Origin of the sequence: Chryseobacterium cheonjiense (genome assembly GCF_012927265.1) — a bacterium.
Classification (GTDB): domain Bacteria; phylum Bacteroidota; class Bacteroidia; order Flavobacteriales; family Weeksellaceae; genus Chryseobacterium; species Chryseobacterium cheonjiense.
Genome location: NZ_JABBGF010000003.1, coordinates 134,251 through 151,361, shown reverse-complemented (window position 1 = coordinate 151,361; position 17,111 = coordinate 134,251). Strand labels below are relative to the sequence as shown.

Annotated in this window: 9 protein-coding genes; all 9 read right to left on the bottom strand. The window is 38.2% G+C overall.

The window, feature by feature from the left end; all coding sequences use genetic code 11:
* Positions 1 to 5: 5 nt before the first annotated feature.
* The 9 genes from HHL20_RS15535 to HHL20_RS15495 all read right to left on the bottom strand — a co-directional run bounded on the left by HHL20_RS15535 (position 6) and on the right by HHL20_RS15495 (position 17,076).
* Entirely contained in the window at positions 6 to 6,449 is a 6,444-nt protein-coding gene (locus HHL20_RS15535) for a GEVED domain-containing protein (protein WP_169232108.1), read from the bottom strand.
* Between the two features lie 249 nt (positions 6,450 to 6,698).
* Positions 6,699 to 8,714: a M43 family zinc metalloprotease gene (locus HHL20_RS15530; protein WP_169232107.1), complete on the bottom strand. Its 2,016-nt coding sequence runs from the start codon at positions 8,712 to 8,714 to the stop codon at positions 6,699 to 6,701.
* 304 nt (positions 8,715 to 9,018) lie between these two features.
* Positions 9,019 to 9,678 (bottom strand): DUF6048 family protein, encoded by a 660-nt coding sequence (locus HHL20_RS15525; protein ID WP_169232106.1) that lies wholly within the window; start codon positions 9,676 to 9,678, stop codon positions 9,019 to 9,021.
* Entirely contained in the window at positions 9,644 to 10,126 is a 483-nt protein-coding gene (locus tag HHL20_RS15520) for a DUF6452 family protein (protein WP_169232105.1), read from the bottom strand. Before HHL20_RS15520 ends, HHL20_RS15525 begins: the two co-directional genes overlap by 35 nt.
* Before the next feature lie 32 nt (positions 10,127 to 10,158).
* A complete protein-coding gene (rlmD, locus tag HHL20_RS15515) occupies positions 10,159 to 11,571 on the bottom strand; it encodes a 23S rRNA (uracil(1939)-C(5))-methyltransferase RlmD (protein ID WP_169232104.1) in 1,413 nt (470 codons plus the stop codon).
* 147 nt (positions 11,572 to 11,718) lie between these two features.
* Positions 11,719 to 13,266: a TlpA family protein disulfide reductase gene (locus HHL20_RS15510; protein ID WP_169232103.1), complete on the bottom strand. Its 1,548-nt coding sequence runs from the start codon at positions 13,264 to 13,266 to the stop codon at positions 11,719 to 11,721.
* A gap of 327 nt (positions 13,267 to 13,593) precedes the next feature.
* Positions 13,594 to 14,361, bottom strand: a complete 768-nt coding sequence (locus tag HHL20_RS15505; protein ID WP_072883500.1) for a succinate dehydrogenase/fumarate reductase iron-sulfur subunit — start codon at positions 14,359 to 14,361, stop codon at positions 13,594 to 13,596.
* 24 nt (positions 14,362 to 14,385) lie between these two features.
* Positions 14,386 to 16,398, bottom strand: a complete 2,013-nt coding sequence (locus tag HHL20_RS15500; RefSeq protein WP_169232102.1) for a fumarate reductase/succinate dehydrogenase flavoprotein subunit — start codon at positions 16,396 to 16,398, stop codon at positions 14,386 to 14,388.
* A gap of 15 nt (positions 16,399 to 16,413) precedes the next feature.
* On the bottom strand, positions 16,414 to 17,076 hold the full coding sequence (locus HHL20_RS15495) for a succinate dehydrogenase cytochrome b subunit (RefSeq protein WP_169232101.1): 663 nt from the start codon (positions 17,074 to 17,076) through the stop codon (positions 16,414 to 16,416).
* Positions 17,077 to 17,111 lie beyond the last annotated feature (35 nt).

Genomic DNA, 17,111 nt, shown 5'->3' with positions numbered 1-17,111 from the left:
ATGATTTATTCTTTGATGAATTTCTTCTGAGCGGTAATCTCATTTCCATCCTGAATATCGATTAAGTAAACACCATTGATAAGGGTGTGCACATCGATTTTGTTATTCAGAATAATTCCGCTTGACACCAACTGTCCTGCTGCATTGTAGATCTTATAATTCGCTTTTTTGCTGATATTTTTCACATACAATACTGAACTAACCGGGTTAGGATAAATTAAGATATCCGTCTGGTTGATCGGGTTAGGAACAGGAAGTTTAGAAATCCTTACAGTATAATCTTCTACTTCACCGTTAGGAATATTGGTACAGTTCACCGGAATAGCATCTTTTGCCAACGCCACTCTCATTACAACATATTTATAGTCTGTTAAGCTGATGAAAGCATCTGCCGGTACTGTAAATGTTGTACTCACCGTAGGATCGGTATTCGGTGCAACTGCCATTACTCTTTCATTGATATCGAAATATCCATTTCGGTTGAAGTCGATCCAAACTGCTACTCCTGCTTCGGTATTTCCGGAAAGTTTTTTATCGATTGTAATCTGGTTATTTGATGAACCCTGAATCAATTCTATAAACTTAGTTGTAACACCTGTATAATCTGTATAGTTGGAAGCTCCTGATGGATTTTCCATAACAGGTTTACCATTCGGAGTAACCTTAACTTTCGAAACATATCCCGCAGTGGATGATGCCGCTGACATCTGACAATACACAATTGTAGGAGTTGTGAAGAAATATGGAAGTGTATATGTTCCCGGTGTTCCGCTACATACATTGGCAACCTGCATTTCGTATTGTGTCAATTCCAGTAAACCTGTCAGTGTAATGGTGTTCGTATTTGAAGTCACTGTTGTCCAGCTTGGAATACCTACTTTTCTATATCTCAGGATATAGGTAGCTCCAGGGAAAGGATCCCATACCACAACTGCTGTTGTAGGAGTAAGATTGGTAATCGTTAATCCCGGAGGTGGTAATTCACACGTTCTTTCTGTTGTAAATACTTTAGGGTTAGACCATGTATTTACTGTTGTCTCACCATTACATTTATTAGCAACCTGTACCTCATATGTTGTATACGGGCTTAAACCAGTAAGAGTATATGTATTTAATGGTGCTGCTGTAATATTTACAGTAGTCCAAATACCTGTTCCTGTGATTCTGTATCTTAATACATAGGTTGCACTCGCTACAATCGGAGACCAACTTACTACCGCAGTGGTTGCTGTTACCGTACCGATAGTTACATTCGGAGGTGTAGGGTCACATCTTGTTGTGAATGTCTGAACTGGTGTAAATGTTCCCGGCGTTGTACCGCAGCTTGCCGCAATCTGTACTTCATAGGTTGTTGCAGGTGTTAATCCTGTAAGTGCCAATGGTGGGTTTCCGGTTAATGTAGAAGCCACCACTTGTGACCAGGTTCCTGTACCGGCTACTCTATATCTTACGATAAAAGTAAGACCTCCGGTAGGTACTGTCCAGGTAACATTAGCAGATGTATGTGTAATCGTGTTGAACGTTATGTTGGTAGGAGCCGTTGTTGCACACGGTCTCAATCTCACTGCATAATCTTCAACTTCTCCGTTTACGGCATTCTGACACATTACAGGAGCAGTCGTACGTCTGAGAACAACCCTCATTGTAGTAGTAAGGTTTCCGTTATATGCATTGGCAGGTACACCAAACAATGCTGTTACAGGACTGGTGGTACTAGCTGCAGAAGCCATAATCTGCTCTGAAGTTTCAAAGACTCCGTTTCTGTTAAAATCAATCCAAGCAGAGACTGCATCATTTTGAGTTGCTCCTTTGGATACTGAAAGTTGATTTCCGGTAGATCCAATTTCAAGATTAATTAAAGTAGCCGGAGTCGTATAGCTGATGTAATTAGTTTGAACAGACGTATTACTCATTGGAGGAATACCCGGATTCACTGAAGTTACCGTCACATTAGAAATGAAATCAGTTGTGCCTGTACCCGTCATATTACAATAGCTAATCGGCGGCGTCGTAAATGGTGTAGAAGGAGACCAAGGTCCCTGAGTTCCACCACAAATCGTAGCAACCTGTACTTCATAAGCTGTCTGCTCGGTAAGAGCTGTAATATTAAAGCTGTTTCCTGTAATTGGCGCAGGAGACACATTCCATGCTCCTACCGGGTTTGTTGTTCTCCATCTTACAAGATAAGTAGCACCTGTAGATGAAATCCAAGATATGGTAGCAGTAGTAGCACTAAGATTTGACACGGTAATTCCCGTAGGAGCCGCCGTTGTACATGGCTGAATATCTACAAATTTCACCTGATAATCTTCAACTTCCCCATTACTTGTAAGAGGTGAACATGCATCTGTTGGTGTAAGGAAATATACAATAACACGCATTTTCACTTTGTTTGTTCCTGCATATGCTCCTGCCGGAACTGGGAATGTCGCCGTAACTGGTGTTGTAGAAGAATATCCAAGATTCATAATTCTTTCACCTCCTGCAACCGTTGTCGGATTATTATTAAATATTCCGTCACCGTTAAAGTCTATCCAGGCATAAGTAGAATATGTACTTGACAAAATTGTTCTTCCAACAGAAAGTACGTTGTTGGTAGAGTTTCTTGCTAACGTGATGATTTTAGTAGGATCGTTAGAATAATCGGTATAGGTGCTTGCTCCGGAGTTATTAGACATCGTAGGCGTAGCTGTACCTGTTACCGTAATATTATTAATAAACCCATCACTAACCGTTGCTGTACCTGAGTTACAATATGATATAGCAGGCGTTGTAAAGTTCACTGAAGTAGACCATGGCCCTGTAGTACCGCCACAAGTAGTAGCTACCTGTACTTCATAAGTTGTAGCACCGTTCAGGTTTATAATAGTATAAGGATTTGTTGCAGGGGCAATAGTTGTCCATGCACCAGTACCTGTTCTGTATCTTAAAGAGTATGTAGCTCCCGTAGCATTAATCCAAGAAACTAAAGCTGTAGAAGCAGTAATATTTGAAACAACAATCGGAGATGGCGCTGCTGTTGTACAAGGCGCAAGATCAATGATCTTAACAGCGTAATCTTCAATTTCACCATTGGCTACCGTTGCACAAGGATCTGTAATGCTGCTTGTGGAGAAAATAACTCTCATTCTTAAAGTCAGCGGTCCATTGTATGAAGTTCCGGGAACAGTAAATGTAGCACTTATCGGAGTAGTGGTATTCGCAGTAGTGCTGATTACTCTTTCCGTTGTCTCAAAAATTCCGTTTCTGTTGAAATCGATCCATGCTCCAACAGCTAATGAAGAAGTTGTTGTCGTTAACCATGATTTTGAAACGGAGATACTGTTGTTTGTGGAGTTACGAACTAATGTAACCAATTTAGCAGGATCTGCTGAATAGTTTGTATATGTATTTGCCCCTGAATTATTACTCATAACATATGAGTTGGTAGGAGCCACTGTTACATTAGAAATATAACCATTGGTATTATTTGTTGAAGTAATATTACAATAGGTTACTTGCGGTGTCGTGAACTGGTAAGGAGCCGTAAATGTTCCTGTAGTTCCTGAACATACATAGGCAACCTGAACTTCATAAGAAGTCTGTTCTGTTAAACCATTGATGGTGTATGCATTCGATGTTAAAGGAACTGTTGTCCATGTTGTAGAGCCAACGGGTCTGTACTGTAATACATAAGTAGCTCCCGCAGCCGGATCCCACATTACATAAGCGGAAGTCGCCGTAAGGTTGGTAACCGTAAGGTTCAACGGGGCATTGCTTGTACAAGGAATAGGCTGAATTAATTTTACAGCATAATCTTCCACTTCTCCATATGTAAAACTTGTACACATTACAGGAGAAGAACTGAACTGCATTACCACTCTCATTCTTGTTGTAGCAGGACCGTTATAGGCATTTGCAGGAACAGCGAAAGTAGCTGAAACAGGAGTTGTTGTATTAGCCGGAGAGTTCATTACCTGCTCAGATGTTTCAAAAACGCCGTTTCTGTTGAAATCAATCCAAACACCTACCGCTTCACTGAATGTAGTTCCTGTCCAGAATTTGGTAACAGATACTGTATTGTTTGCAGATCCTATCACAAGATTTACAAGAGCACTTGGTGTGGTTGTATAATCTGTATAGGTAGAACCTCCTGAGTTATTACTCATTACTGAAGCGCCAGTAGGAGTTACCGTAACATTAGAAATATATTCATCATTAAAGTTACTTGACGTCATGTTACAGTAAGTAAGACCTAAAGTCGTAAAGTTTGTTGAGGAAGAGAAAGCTCCCTGCACTCCGTTACAAACTGTAGCAACCTGTACTTCATACTGAATACCATCACTTAAACCGGTAAGGTTCACAGAGTTTCCTGTAGACGTAACCGTAGTCCATGTAGTACTTCCTACCGGACGGTACTGAATTACATACGTTGCATTTGCCGCAGCAGTCCATGTCACAGTAGCGGTAGTTTGCGTAATAGCAGATACTGCAATACCTGTTGGAGCTGCACCTGTACAACTTGCTAAACTCGTTACCGTAGCACTTCCAATTGCATAGAATACATTTCCAATGGCACTTACTCTGATTTTAACATTACCTCCAACAGTAAGACCTGTAAGAGTTAAAGACTCATTACCATCGTTAGCCGTAGAAGCTGATGCTACTGTCCAAGTAACTCCGTTATCGGTTGTATAATCAATTTTAACATTAGCTACATTGTATGGTGCCGCCGTAGTATTCACCACATCCCATGTAATAGGAGTTGGTGCATTGTTATAAGCGGTTGTGGAAGTTACTTTAAAAGGTCCATCGTTACCTACTACAATCTGCTGATTGGCAAACTGTGTCTGCTGTTGCGTAGGAACGGGATTATTGTCTCTTACCGTAACTCTGAAATTTGTAGTTCTCGCAACAGTAGATACCGATTCCCATCCATTATTAGAATTATTTAAAACACCAGCTAATACTGATGATAACTTAGGGAAATATCTTGTAGGGCTAGTAGTCGGATTAAATGACCTGAACATAGCTCCACTTGCTGTTGTTCCAAGATTGTTTTTATTAATAGTTACATTAGCATTATCTACCTGTTCCCAGCAATAGGTCATCGGATCGTTTTCGGCATCTGTTGCAGATGCTGTTAATACGAATGCCGTTCCTTTAGGAATATTATAGGTAGGTAATGGTGTTATTACAGGCGGATTATTGGTAATGGACGTTTCAACATCACAGGTCTTACTGGTAAGATTGTTCTGAACCTGGGTAATACTTACTGCATGGAAATAAGGATCTGAATGAGCCTGAACGTCAGTATTGGTTCCTGTAATTCCTGCATATCCCATAATAGTAGAACCAGAACCAGGTTCCACGTTTACACCTGCTGTTTCAAGAGCATGTGAAAATGTATGATTTGCTCCTAACTGGTGTCCCATCTCATGAGCTACATAGTCAATATCAAAATTGTCTCCCTGTGGAATACCATCCGCAGGAGAAGTGTATCCCGAACCTTTCTGTGTTGCATTATTGTTAGCCGGATCAATACATACACATCCTATACATCCTGCATTTCCTCCACCTCCTGAAGCTCCGAATAAGTGCCCGATATCATAATTGGCACTTCCCACGTTAGCAGTTAGCGTTTGTTGCAGCTGCAGATTCCAGTTGTTCATCTGTGCTGCAGGAGAATACGGATCCGTTCCCGGATCTGTATAAATTACTCCCGGATAGTTCTGTAAATTAAGGTGTAAAGCAAAATCTTTTTCAAACACTCCATTCACTCTGGTTAATGTAGCATTTACAGCTGTTAAAGCATTAGCTACCGTACCTCCGAAATATTGGGTATATTCTCCAGTTACAGACATTGCAAGACGCATTGTCCTGTATTTTTTGTCAGAAGACTTTGAGAAATCATTGGTTTGGTTATTAAATGATTTCCCTGTTTTATAAAGGTTAGCTATCTCTTGTTTTGATAGTCTATCCTCGTTCATAGAGCATAGGAAGCCTTCATTGCTTTTGTCAGTTTTTGGGTGCACGCCATAAACAGTTTTGCCTTTGTCGGCCGGCTCTATAAATTCATAGACACCGTTTTTAATGATCATCGACTGAAAATCATCCGGTGCTAAGCTGAATCTTAAGTATTTACCGGGATCATCAATCCCAACTCCTACGTAAGATCCCAGCTGATACTGGTCTGCCAGTTCCTTAACTACAACGGGGAAGCTGTAGACGGCAAATTTTTCGATTTTTCCTTCTACAGTTGGCAACGAGATGGTGACGGGCTTTGCATTTTTACCCGTTTCCTGTGCTTTTGCCAATTGAGACTTTAGTAAAGAAATGTCCAGAGTGTAATAGCTCTTATTATCTGAGCCTGCTCTTGTTTTTTCTCCCCTGAATGTCGTGGGACTCCATTGTGCACTGGTAATCGCAAACAAAAAGAGGAAAAAGAAAGAAGTAAATTTTTTCTTCATAACTTTCTCAATATTATATTAATTACACAAATCTAATCATTTTTTATTATTAATATGAAAATGCATATATTTTTTTTATACAAATTTCACAATTTTTATCCCCTATATTAGAATAAATATTATTGATCCAGTTGTTTCCGTACGTTGTCTGCAATTATATTATTGAAAATAACATCACCAAATTTATTATAGCAAAAAAAAATCCTCAGGTTGCCCTGAGGATTACAATTAATCATTTAAATTATCTTATTATTTTTTGATGAATTTGGAAGTGAATACATCTTTTCCTTTTTCTTCAATCGTAATTACATAACCACCTTTAATCAATTCAGAAACATTGATTTTTCCGCTGTTGATATTACCTTGTCTTACCAATTGACCGGCAGCGCTGTAGATTTTATACGATGTTTTATCAGAAACTTTAGTAACATTTAAAATATCTGATACTGGGTTCGGATATATCTGAATTCCGTTGGCAGGTCCAGTCACATCATTGGTTGCTAAAACCTGCGCTTTTAATGTTCTGCTTTGAGTGGTGCTATAATGAGAACCCGTAAGTAATATTGCTCCGGATTGAGAAGTAATGCTATAGTTTCCACCGAACTGATAAATACCGTCACCATAAGTATCATTAATTGTAAAAGTATAACACTCATTAGGGTTTAGGGTCCAGTTTTGAGTAATTAAGGCTGGTAGACCAGCTGAATTGCCATAACCACCTGCAGGACTGCTATATACAGTAGTTCCGGCACTGTTTTTAAGAGTCCAAGATGTTTCGCTTCCATAAGGATCAAGCTGAAGCTTGAAAACAACATTTAAATCAACTCTTGTAGGAGCACCTAAATAATTAACTATAATATTGCTGTTGGAAGTACGTTGATCAGCAACTCCATTTACAGAAGTTACGTTAATATTCATTCTACCTCCTAAAGCCGTTGCACTTATAGGAAGTGAAATTACAACATATTTATTCGGAGCTAAATTACCACTCCAGTTATAAGTCTGTGTATTACCATTAACAGTATAAGTAATTACCGCAGAAGTCATAGGGCTTGTACCTCTGTTATAAAGTGAAATCTTAGGATTTTGTGTTGTACTTGAGCAGTTAACGGTTGTACATTCTCTTTCTAATTTAACCTCAGCATCATTCGGAAATAAAGCAATTGCAACATCTTTTGTAGATGTCTTCAGTTCAATTCTTCTTGGTGAATTATCCATAACAGTACGAAGTCTGTCTTTCTGGTTAATTGTAAAAATATTCATACATGTATCATCAGTATAATCCATGTAATTTTGTACCATCTCATAAAGTGAAAGATCATTACAGCTCACTATACCCTGCGGACAATTATAATTTTCATGATGTGCAGTTGGGGTATCGTCGCAATAATCTGTTCCGCAAGTATCATCTCCCCAAATATGTCTTAATCCTAAGAAGTGACCAACTTCATGGGTCATTGTTCTTCCCTTATCATAAGGAGCATCGAGATTAAAAGTGTTATTGGTATCATAATCACTGCTTCCAAAAGTAGAGTATCTCGCTACAACTCCATCAGTATATGCTTCTCCACCAATAGGATCTAGCCCTGGAAGATTAGAATCTGGAAACTGAGCATATCCCAATATAGAAGAAGTATTAGGGAAATTAACACTCCACATATTCATATACTGTGTTGGATCCCAAATTGTTTCAGGTTTCACAAATGTTTCAATCTGAGCCTGAGACCATGAGGCCTGACAAAGATTTACTCTATCAATTCCATTGGTAGGATTGCCGTTGGGATCTACTTTAGCCAAAGCAAACTGAATTTGTGTATCTGCACCGACAGGGTTGGAATTGAAACCCGGCGTAGAAGCAAGCCTGCGATAATCATTATTCATAACTGTAATTTGAGACATTACCTGCTCATCAACAATATTTGGCCCGACTCCTACGTTTTGCCCATTATGGATAACATGTACTACTACCGGTATTGTGATAATATTACCGTTTTGTGATTTTTCTACTTTTGCATTTTTAATGAGAGGAGCCAGCCATGATTCAAACTGTTCCTTTGTCATCCTTTTTGGATTTTTTTCCTGAAGATATTTCTCATATTCCTCAGTAGAGCACCTTTCAAATCCATGAGAATTTACAAGCTCAGATGGAGATTTTGTACTAACAAACTCTGCTTTCTTTTTATCATTCTTGTTCTGAGCATTAACAAGAGTAATACACATTGAGGAAAGCAAAAGTACAGCCTTAAAAGATTTAGATTTTTGCATTAGAAATATTTAGTTTGCAAATATATATTATTTGCTAGTTTTCACCTAATAAAAACGCAATATCACCGATGTTTTAATGTTAATAAATAAATTATTATTAATATTATTTATAAATAAAGTATTATTATTTAACAGTTTTAAGAAATTATACACTTTATAACTAAAAAAATATTTTTAATTATTCAACGAATTATTAAAAATAATGAAAATATCATAATTTCTAATAAATTAATATTTTAACATTAACATTCAAAAAGAAATCCTCCCAAATAAGGAAGGATCAGATTAATATTTTAAAATATTTTTAAAACTTATAAGCAATATTCCACGCAAATCCCATATTGAATTTTGAAGAGCTTTTTCCAAAGCCCGGAACAATCATTGGCTGTATATCGTCCTGTTTGGTAGTGGCTACAAGATATCTGGGCTGAAGGTTTACATCAATGAAAAAATTGGATTCGAACAGCTGTACCCTACCACCGATTGTTCCTTCAAGCCAATAAGAAGATTGTGACGAAGATGGAAAAGAAACGGAAGAACTGCTTCCTCCATAGCCACGAACCGGCACGGCCATATATTCCTGGGTATAAAAAGCTCCCCCTGCTTTTCCGCCGGCATAGAAACCATTGAATTCATTCTCCGGATCTTTTGCAAGCATATAGAAAGCTCCTATTTTCACAAAAGGTCCATTTGCCTTAACGTCGTAGTTATTCTTCTGGTAAATATTAGATTCGAATCCGGCTTCCACAATGGCATGCAGATTATTTTTTATTTTAGAAGAAATAAAGCCCTGATAGAGCTTTCGGTCTGAAAAAAAAGAAACTCCGGCATTCAGCACATCGCCACCAACCATAAAATTGGGTTCGTATTTCCATTTTTCTTTTTTTGTTTCCTGGGTATTCTGAGCAAAACTCAGGATACTTATTACACTAAAAAAGAAGGTAAAGATTTGTCTTGTCTTCATTCTCAATAAAGTTTTGTCCGGCCTGAATAGTTTTTACAGGTGCTGTCGCCGATGTGGTTAATACCGAATTTAAATTTTCATATGTTTTTTTGATTCCGCATCCCGGAGAAACGTAAACCGACTTGGTCGTGTAATTCACTCTCACTTTGGATTCTGCTCCAAGATTTTCTGTCCGGAAATAAATATCCGTGTATGGAGAGTCGTCTACTCTTAAAGGAATTATCCTGGAAGTTATCTTTGCCTGCCCTCCCAGCTGAACTTTTCCGGATCCGTAATCAACTGCAACATACAGAGAGTCAACCGGTTTTTCTTTACCGGTTTCTGCGCTCAGGAAAGAGACTTTCATTCGGGGAGTCCCTTCTCCGCTTTCACAGATATCATCATCAGCTCCGCAGGAAAAAAGCATACTGATTAAACATAGGGCCAATAGAATTTTAAAAGATTTCATATGAATAGTGATCTTTTTCAAATTTAAATAAATTATTTCTTAATCAGCAATGCAATATTTTCAACATGGTGGGTTTGCGGAAACATATCCACCGGTAAAATTTTCACTACATCATAATGTTCTTTCATTAAAGCCAGGTCACGGGCCTGTGTTGCAGAATTACAGCTTACATAAACCACTTTTTCCGGTGACAGCTTCAGAATCTGCTCTACCACTTTCTGATGCATTCCGTCTCTTGGAGGGTCGGTAATCAGAACATCTGCTTTCGGATGGTTGGCGAGAAATTCATCGTTAAAAATGTCTTTCATATCACCACAATAAAACGTTGTATTGGTAAGCCCGTTCAGTTGCGCATGCTCTATAGCCGCATCAATTGCTTCCTGAACAGATTCTATCCCAATAACCTGTTTTGCTTTTCTTGCAACGTACTGTGCAATTGTACCAGTTCCTGTATAGAGATCATAAACCACTTCATCACCTTTCAAGTCTGCAAATTCCAGCGTCTTTCTATACAGTTCCAGCGCCTGTTTATAATTAGTCTGAAAGAAGGATTTCGGACCGATTTTGAATTTCAGACCGTCCATTTCTTCCATTAAATATCCTTCCCCGAAGTAAACGTTGATATCCAGATCGTAGATAGAATCATTAGCTTTCGGATTGATAGCGTATACCAGGGTTTTAATCTGAGGAAATGTTTCAAGCATAAACTGGAAAAGTTTTTCCCTGTTTTCTTTTTCTTCCCTGTACAACTGAAAAAGAACCATCCATTCTCCTTTTGAGTTTTGCCTCATCATTAAAGTTCTTAAAAACCCTTCGTGATTTTTCACATCAAAAAAATCGAGACCGTTTTTAACGGCATATTCTTTCACCGCAAGTCTAATGGTATTGGAGGGCTCCTCTTGCAGGAAACATTCTTTAAGATCAAGGATTTTACTCCACATACCGGGAATATGGAAGCCCAGTGCATCTCTGTTTCCGAAATTCTCTTCCGAGCTTATTTCATATTGGGTCAACCAGCGGGCATTTGAAAAGGAGAATTCCATTTTATTTCTGTAATAATATTGCTCTGCTGAACCTAAAATCGGCACTGTTTCAAAATGTTCAATACCTCCGATTCTTTTGATATTATTATATACTTCTTCCTGTTTGAAATCCAGCTGTTTTTCATAGCTCATATTCTGCCATTTGCAACCTCCGCACACACCGAAATGAATACATTTTGGGTCTACTCTGTAAGGTGACTTTTGAAGCAAGTCTACCGCTTCTCCTTCATAATATCTGGATTTCGCTTTTTTTACTTTTACATTTACAATATCTCCCGGAATTGCACCTGTAACCATTACTGTTTTTCCTTCTTCGGTTCTGCCTATAGCAACACCTTTCGCGCCTGCATTTAAGAGTTCTATATTTTCAAGAATAATATTTTTCTTACTTCTCTTTTTCATTAAGAATTTTTTCTGTTTTACTGTTTAAACTTTGTCAAAGATCCGAACTTTGACAAAGTACCCCGGAAACGATAATCTTCCGGTCTGCAAAAATACAATAAAAAAAACCTTATCCGAAGACAAGGTTTTATCTATATTGAATTTAAATTATTTTGTTTGAGCAGGCTGTGGGTTTGCCGGTTGCTGAGGTACCGGTTGTGGCGCTGCCGCAGGATCCATTCCTGCTCCAGGCTGCAGCTGAACGTTAGGATTTACTTTTGGCGCAGAAAGCCCGGTCTGTTTATCAAGAACCGTTACCAATTCAGGATCTCCAAGATTGAAGAACGGCTTGCTTGCTATTTTTCCATCTTTATCAACGATCACGAAACATGGCAATTTGAAACCATATACACCGTATTTTTTAGCAATATCAGAATTTAAACCTTCCTCACCATAAACATTAGTTCCTGGAATTCCTTTCAGAAGAGAATTGCTTGTTTTCACAAACTGATCTTTGGTATCGTCTACATTTACAAACACAAAGTTCATTTTTGATTTGTAGAAGTTCACCACTTCTTTCAAAACAGGAATTGACGCTTCACCAATGTATGGATTCCATGATGCGTAAAACATCATCATATAAGGTTTTCCTTTGTTTGAAGAAAGATTGTATGATTTTCCATCAGCCTTGATCAGAGATGCTTCAGGAGCCTGCTCTCCGGTTTTGAAACCGTTAATGGCAAACTGAATTTTCTTTAAATCTTCTTTAATATTAGCATCTTTGATATCTGTATCAATGATCTTCTTAATTTTTTCAATTGTTTTTTCAGGAGATCCCGGATGAATATCTGACTGAGCCATTACAAAAGCAAGCAAATAATCTTTAGCGGTTTGTGAAAGATCTTTCTGATTCTTCTTTAAATATTCTGAAAATAATTCAGAAGTGGTAACATCTGTTTTCCCAGCGCTGTTCGCCTGTGCATACTTTTGGAAATCCGGACTCATTTTTGTTAAAAGATATTGTCTGTAGTAAGGATTTTCTTTTACCATTACATCCTTATTTTCCTGAAGCTTGTTTTCGTAATCAGTGAAAGCTTTTGTCACTTTGAACGAAGGGTTGCCCATTTGTTTATGGCTCATTTCGTACTGATTCAGAATCGTAAGCAGCGTACTTGCCAGGTCGTTCTTTTTCCACTCTACCAACTCGCTGTCCGGACTGAATTTTTTAACATTTTCTTCAATGTTTTTAGTAACATCTGCCTGAACTTTTTCAATTCCTTTCAGGAAGGTTTTTTCATCCTTTGTCATCAGCTCATTCATATTTACGGTCTGAGCATAGGTAGAAAGGTATTTTTGGGTGGCATTAAAGAAATCGTTATTATTTTTGGCATCACCGGTAACCACGAATTCGGAAGGGAAGCTCATTCCGTTTCCGGTAATTTCAAGCTTTTGGCCGCCTTTCAGGTAGATCAGGTTTTGTTTTCCGCCATACGACATTACATACATTCCGCTTTTCGGAGCTTCAAAACTTCCTGCAAAGGTTCCGTCTTTGTTGATTCCGATATTAATCAGTGGTAAAGTAGCAACACCTGATGCTTCAATAAATTCGATTCTCTCTAGTGGAGAACCGCCGGTAATTTTTCCTTTTACTTCTACTTTTTTAGAGCAAGACATCGCAAAAACCGCGATGATAAACAATAAAAGATATTTTTTCATTTCGAATTTTATAATTACGCAAAAATAAGTTTTTCATCTCAAGTAAATATCATATTTTATGGGATTTTATGAAAGATTTAACTAAAAGAAATAAAAGCTTTGATTTCGCATATTAAACAATTAAATTTATAAGTATTATTTTTGAAATTATGTAAATATTACGTGATTATTCAAATATCACCTACATTAATAAAACATTTATATGCAGTAATTTATAAATGGGATTTACTATTGCAGACTTATAAGAAATCAACAGAATATTGTTTTATATTATAATCAAAAAAGCAGCTTCCAATTGAAAGCTGCTTTTTAATATAATTAATAATTTTATCCTCTGTCAACAAACGCTGCCATGTATTCTCTGTTCATTCTGGCAATATTCTCAAGAGAAATTCCTTTCGGACATTCTACTTCACACGCACCGGTATTTGAACAGTTTCCGAATCCTTCTTCATCCATGGCTTTTACCATATTCAGTACTCTTCTCTTCGCTTCTACTCTACCCTGAGGTAAAAGAGCATATTGAGAAACTTTTGCACCGACGAATAACATTGCAGAACCGTTTTTACATGAAGCAACGCAGGCACCACAGGAGATACACGCTGCAGCATCCATTGCTTTATCGGCATCTTCTTTCGGAACCGGAATCGCATTGGCATCCAATGTATTTCCTGAAGTATTTACCGAAATAAATCCTCCTGCAGCCATCACTCTGTCGAATGCGCTTCTGTCTACAATTAAATCTTTAATAACCGGGAAAGCAGCACTTCTCCATGGCTCGATAACGATCGTTTCGCCATCTTTAAACATTCTCATGTGAAGCTGGCAAGTAGTGATTCCGGTATCCGGGCCGTGCGCTCTACCGTTGATGTAAAGAGAACACATTCCGCAGATTCCTTCACGGCAGTCGTGATCAAAAGCGATAGGCTCTTTTCCTTCGTTAATAAGATTTTCGTTTAGGATGTCCAACATTTCCAAAAATGAGGAATCTGTAGAAACATCCGATATTTTATAAGTCTCAAACTGACCTTTAGATTTATTATTTTTTTGTCTCCAAATTTTCAGCGTAAGATGTAAGCCTTTTTTTGCACTCATAATGTTATATTTATAGGTTGGAGATTATTTGTAACTTCTAGTTTTTACCTCAATATTTTCGTAGACCAGTTCTTCCTTGTGCAATACTTCTGTATTGATATCATCTCCCTGATATTCCCAGGCTCCTACATATTTGAAGTTTACGTCATCTCTTTCAGCTTCTCCGTCCGGAGTTGAGTGATCTTCACGGAAATGTCCTCCACAAGATTCATTTCTGTGCAATGCATCAATGGCCATTAACTGCCCAAGCTCTAAGAAATCTGCTACTCTGAATGCTTTTTCAAGCTCAGTATTCATTCCGTCATTATCTCCGGGAACCTTTACATTTTTCCAGAAATCATTTCTTACTTCTTCAATTTCTCTGATGGCTTCTCTTAAACCTTCAGGTGTTCTTCCCATTCCTACTTTATTCCACATAATGTTTCCTAATCTCTTATGGAAATGATCAACAGAATGTGTTCCGTTGTTATTAAGGAAGAAATCTATCTTTTCTTTGATCCCTTTTTCTGCTTCGTCGAAAGATGAAGAATTGGTAGGAATTGCTCCTGTTCTGATATCAGCAGAAAGGTAATCTGCAATGGTATAAGGAAGTACGAAATATCCGTCTGCAAGTCCCTGCATTAGAGCAGAAGCTCCCAATCTGTTAGCTCCGTGATCAGAGAAATTAGCTTCTCCGATTACGAAACAGCCAGGAATGGTAGACTGAAGGTTATAATCAACCCAAACACCACCCATGGTGTAGTGAACGGCAGGATAGATTTTCATCGGTGTCTTGTAAGGATCATCAGCCGTAATTTTTTCATACATTACGAATAAGTTACCATATTTTTCTTCAACCCAGCTTTTTCCTAAATCATAGATCTGCTGCTCAGTAGGATTATGAATATGCTTTTCAATAGCCGATTCTCTACCTTTTTTCATAATCTCTGTAGAGAAATCCAGGTAAACACCTTCCTGAGTATCATTATTTTCGATTCCGTAACCGGCGTCACATCTTTCTTTAGCAGCTCTTGATGCAACATCTCTCGGTACAAGGTTACCGAAAGCCGGATATCTTCTTTCCAGATAATAGTCTCTATCTTCTTCTTTAATATTTTCAGGTCTTAATTTTCCTTCTCTGATAGCCTGTGCATCTTCAATCTTTTTAGGAACCCAGATTCTTCCTGAGTTTCTTAAAGATTCTGACATCAAAGTCAGTTTAGACTGCTGTGTTCCGTGAACCGGAATACATGTAGGGTGAATCTGCACATAACAAGGGTTTGCGAAATACGCTCCTTTTTTGTGGATTTTCCAGGCTGCAGAAACGTTGGAGCCCATTGCATTCGTAGACAAGAAATATACGTTTCCGTATCCTCCGGATGCAATTACTACCGCGTGTGCAGAATGTCTTTCGATTTCACCTGTTACAAGGTTTCTTGCGATAATCCCTCTTGCTTTTCCGTCAACAATCACAAGGTCCATCATTTCATGACGGTTGTACATCTTGATTCTTCCTTTACCGATCTGACGGCTCATGGCTGAATAAGCACCTAATAACAACTGCTGACCGGTTTGTCCTTTTGCGTAGAACGTTCTTTTTACCTGAACCCCACCAAATGAACGGTTATCAAGCTGGCCCCCGTACTCACGTCCGAAAGGAACACCCTGAGCAACACACTGGTCGATAATATTTGCAGAAACTTCTGCCAATCGGTATACGTTTGCTTCTCTTGCTCTATAGTCACCACCTTTGATGGTATCATAGAATAATCTGTAGGTAGAGTCACCGTCTCCCTGATAATTTTTAGCTGCGTTGATACCTCCCTGAGCGGCAATAGAGTGCGCTCTTCTCGGAGAATCCTGATAGCAGAATGCTTTTACATTATATCCCTGCTCTGCCAGTGTAGCAGCAGCAGAACCTCCTGCCAAACCTGTTCCAACAACAATAATATCAATCTTATCTCTGTTGTTTGGTGCAACAAGGTTCATATGATCTTTATGATTTTTCCACTTATCCTTTAAAGGACCCGCCGGAATTTTTGAATCTAATTTACTCATATTAGTATATTGATATTATTGAGTTACAAAGTGATAAATTGCGATAAAAATAAAACCTGCAGGAATCAGGATGGAATACCATTTTCCTAATGCCATGATTACAGGAGTATATTTTGGATGTCTTGCACCGATAGACTGGAAAGAAGACTGGAAACCGTGTCCCAGGTGTAATCCCAGCAGAATGAAAGAAATAATATAAAGGATTACTCTCCACGCATCTGCAAATTTAGCGTGCAGATCTCCCCAGAAGCGTGATTCTTCAATTGGCAACCCGTCCAGATACTTGTAGTTCATTTCGTGAAACCAGAAATCATACATGTGAAGAAAAATAAAAGCCAGCACCACAGCACCCGAAATGATCATATTTCTAGACATCCAGGTAGAATTGTGAGAAGGATTATTAGCCTCGTATTTAACAGGACGTGCTTTTTGATTTTTAATTTCCAAAACAAATCCCATTACAAAATGGAAGACAACAGCAAATATCAATACCGGCTGCATTACAAATTGAATAAGAGGATTATACCCCATAAACTGCGAAGCATTGTTGTAAGCATCTGCTCCAAAAACCGACAAAAGGTTTACAGAAAGGTGCATTACCAGAAATATCAGCAAAAAGATAGCCGACAATGCCATAGCATATTTTCTACCTATTGTAGAACTCGTTAAACCTGCCATATAAGTTTAAATTTGATTTTCCACAAAATTAAGAA

Coding starts and splice junctions, on each gene's coding strand:
- HHL20_RS15495 (WP_169232101.1), bottom strand. CDS start 17,076: ATGGCAGGTTTAACGAGTTCTACAATAGGTAGAAAATATGCTATGGCA.
- HHL20_RS15510 (WP_169232103.1), bottom strand. CDS start 13,266: ATGAAAAAATATCTTTTATTGTTTATCATCGCGGTTTTTGCGATGTCT.
- HHL20_RS15525 (WP_169232106.1), bottom strand. CDS start 9,678: ATGAAGACAAGACAAATCTTTACCTTCTTTTTTAGTGTAATAAGTATC.
- HHL20_RS15520 (WP_169232105.1), bottom strand. CDS start 10,126: ATGAAATCTTTTAAAATTCTATTGGCCCTATGTTTAATCAGTATGCTT.
- rlmD (WP_169232104.1), bottom strand. CDS start 11,571: ATGAAAAAGAGAAGTAAGAAAAATATTATTCTTGAAAATATAGAACTC.
- HHL20_RS15500 (WP_169232102.1), bottom strand. CDS start 16,398: ATGAGTAAATTAGATTCAAAAATTCCGGCGGGTCCTTTAAAGGATAAG.
- HHL20_RS15535 (WP_169232108.1), bottom strand. CDS start 6,449: ATGAAGAAAAAATTTACTTCTTTCTTTTTCCTCTTTTTGTTTGCGATT.
- HHL20_RS15505 (WP_072883500.1), bottom strand. CDS start 14,361: ATGAGTGCAAAAAAAGGCTTACATCTTACGCTGAAAATTTGGAGACAA.
- HHL20_RS15530 (WP_169232107.1), bottom strand. CDS start 8,714: ATGCAAAAATCTAAATCTTTTAAGGCTGTACTTTTGCTTTCCTCAATG.